The organism is Actinosynnema sp. NPDC059335 (genome assembly GCF_042752395.1).
Classification (GTDB): domain Bacteria; phylum Actinomycetota; class Actinomycetes; order Mycobacteriales; family Pseudonocardiaceae; genus Actinosynnema.
The window spans coordinates 28,616-31,125 of the sequence record NZ_JBHYXZ010000102.1 but is presented as its reverse complement, the minus strand read 5'-3'; the positions used below and the strand labels follow the sequence as shown (position 1 = coordinate 31,125).

At 75.9% G+C, this 2,510-nt stretch carries 2 protein-coding genes; both read right to left on the bottom strand.

Going from position 1 to position 2,510, the window contains the following annotated elements; all coding sequences use genetic code 11:
• A partial coding sequence (locus tag ACFXGA_RS27400) for a serine/threonine-protein kinase (protein ID WP_378092604.1) occupies positions 1-915 on the bottom strand: 915 nt, incomplete at its 3' end.
• Positions 916-1,043: 128 nt separating this feature from the next.
• On the bottom strand, positions 1,044-2,510 hold a 1,467-nt coding region (locus tag ACFXGA_RS27395; RefSeq protein WP_378092602.1), incomplete at its 5' end, for a tetratricopeptide repeat protein.

Below are 2,510 nucleotides of genomic sequence, written 5' to 3'. Positions count from 1 at the left end.
GCCGCCGGAGGGCACGCGGTTCGACGCCGCGCCACCGGTGATCGAGGGCGTGCGGACGGTCGGTGGGTCGACCGGCGCGGTGGGGTCCGGCGCGGTGGGGTCCGGTGGCGTGGCCAGCGCCCGCTCGACCAGTCGCCGCGCCCCGGCCGCGCCCAGCCGCCGCTGCGGGTCCGGGTCGAGCAGCCCGACGATCAGGTCCGCCAACGGGCCGGGCGTCAGGCGCGGCCGGGGGCGCTCGTTCAGCACCGCCAGCATGGTCGCCGACGTGCTGTCCCGGTCGAACGGGCCGTACCCCTCGGTGGCGAAGAACAGCGTCGCGCCCAACGCCCACAGGTCCCAGGCGGGCGACGCCTGCGCGCCGGAGAGCCGTTCCGGCGACATGTACGCGGGCGAGCCGATCAACGCGCCGGTGGCCGTCAGCCGCGGGTCGTCCAGGTTCTGGGCGATGCCGAAGTCGGTCAGCTTCGCCGTCCCCCTGGCGGGGACCATCACGTTGCCGGGCTTGACGTCCCGGTGCACCACACCGGACTCGTGGGCCGCCTCCAGCGCGGACAGCAGCTGACCCGCCAGCGTCGCCGCCGCCCGCACGTCGAGCGGCCCGTCCCGCTCGACCAGCTCGGCCAGCGTGGGAGCCTTGATCAGCTCCATCACGATGTACGTCTGGTCCTCTTCCTTGATCAGGTCGTAGACCGTGACGACCGCCGGGTCGGCCAGCCGACTGGCGATCCGCGCCTCCCGCAGCACGCGCTCCTGGTAGACGGCGCGTTCGGCGGCGGGCACGCCACCGGGGATCATCAGCTCCTTGACCGCGACGTCCCGGCCGAGCACCGCGTCCTGCCCGAGCCACACGGCGCCCATGCCGCCCCGCCCCAGCTCGCGGACCAAGCGGTAGCGCCCGTTGCCCACCTCACGCATGGTCGGGAAGTCTCGCAGTCGGACCGGGCCCCGCGGCGGGGTGGGCCGGTCACTGCTCCGGTCGGCCCAACGGAACCGCGTGCTCCCGCGGGCGGGCGACCGTCGATGCCCCGGGACCGGCCCGGCCCCTACGAGGCGGCGGCGAGCGAGCGCCGCACCCGCTCCTCGCCCACCATCACCGGGTCGAGGGTGTCGGCCGCGGCGGAGGTCCACAGCCGGTGCGCGGTGGCGTGGTCGCCGGTCGCGGCGGCCACGTTGCCCAGGCCCGTCTCGGCCCGGGCCACCTCGTGGCTGCTGCCGCAGCGGGCCGCGGTGTCGGCGGCGCGCTCGTACCAGGCCACCGCCTCCTCGGGGCGGCCCGCCCGGAAGTGGGTCCACGCCAGGCAGTTCAGCGTCATCGCGAGGTCCAGCTCCAGCCCCAGGTCGCGGAACTCGTCGTGGGCCTCGCCCCCGTGGCGCAGCGCGTCCTCGAACGCGCCCAGCTCCGTCTCGGTCAACGCCATGCCGCGCAACGTGATCGCCGCGTTGCGCCGGGCCCCGGTCCGGCGGTACGCCGCCAGCGCGGCGCCCATGTCGCGCAACGCCGTGCGGTGGTCGCCCAGGTACAGGTTCACCCAGGCCAGGTTCGACAGCGCGCTGGTGGTGCCCGGCTCGTCGTCCGCCGCGCGGAACAACGCCAACGCCTCCTCGTAGTACTCCGACGCGGCCGCCAGGTCGCCCCGGTCGACGTGCGCCATGCCGAGGTTGTTCAACGTCATGGCCAACGCGTTCGCGTCGCCGTCCGCCCGCGCGGCCGTCACGGCGAGCCGGTGCGTGTGGATCCACGCGTCCCACAGCTTGGTGCGGAAGAAGAAGTCCCGCAGCAGGAACGCCAACTGCCAGCACCCCCGGTGCCACGACCGGTCCGCCGCGTACCCGCACAACGCCACCAGGTTCGGCCACTCCGCGTCCAGCCACGCCATCGCGGCCTCGCGGTCGGCGAACACCTCGACCACCGGCGGCGGGTCGGCCGGCTCCAGTCGTGGCCGGTAGCGCTGCGGCACGAGCAGCTCGTCCGTCGCCGCCGTGGTCGCCAGCGCCAGGTCGAACAGCCGGCGCACGGCGGCGTCGCGCTCGGCCGGTGGCACGTCCGGCAGCGCGTGCTCGATCGCGAACGCCCGCATCAGGTCGTGGAAGCCGGTGTAGCCGCCGGGGTGCTGCACGACCAGGTGGGCGTCGTGCAGCCGGGCCAGCAACCGCTCCGCCTCCTCGACACCCACGCCGGCCAGCGCGGCGGCGCCGCGCAACGCCACCTCCCGACCGGGGTGCAGGGCGAGCAGGCCGAACATCCGCCGCTGGTCCGCGGGCAGGCCCCGGTACGACAGCGTGAACGCGGCCGTGACGCTGCGCTCCCCGTCGTCCAGGGTGCGCAGCCGGACCGCCTCGTCCGCCAGCCGCGCGGCGAAGTCCGGGAGCGTCCACCCCGGGCTGCCGCGGAACCGGGCGGCGGCGATCCGGACGGCCAGCGGCAGCCGGCCGCAGTGCTCGACGATCCGCGCCACCACGTCGTCGGGGGGGGGGGGGGCCGGGTCGCCCGCCACCGCGCGGAACAGCTC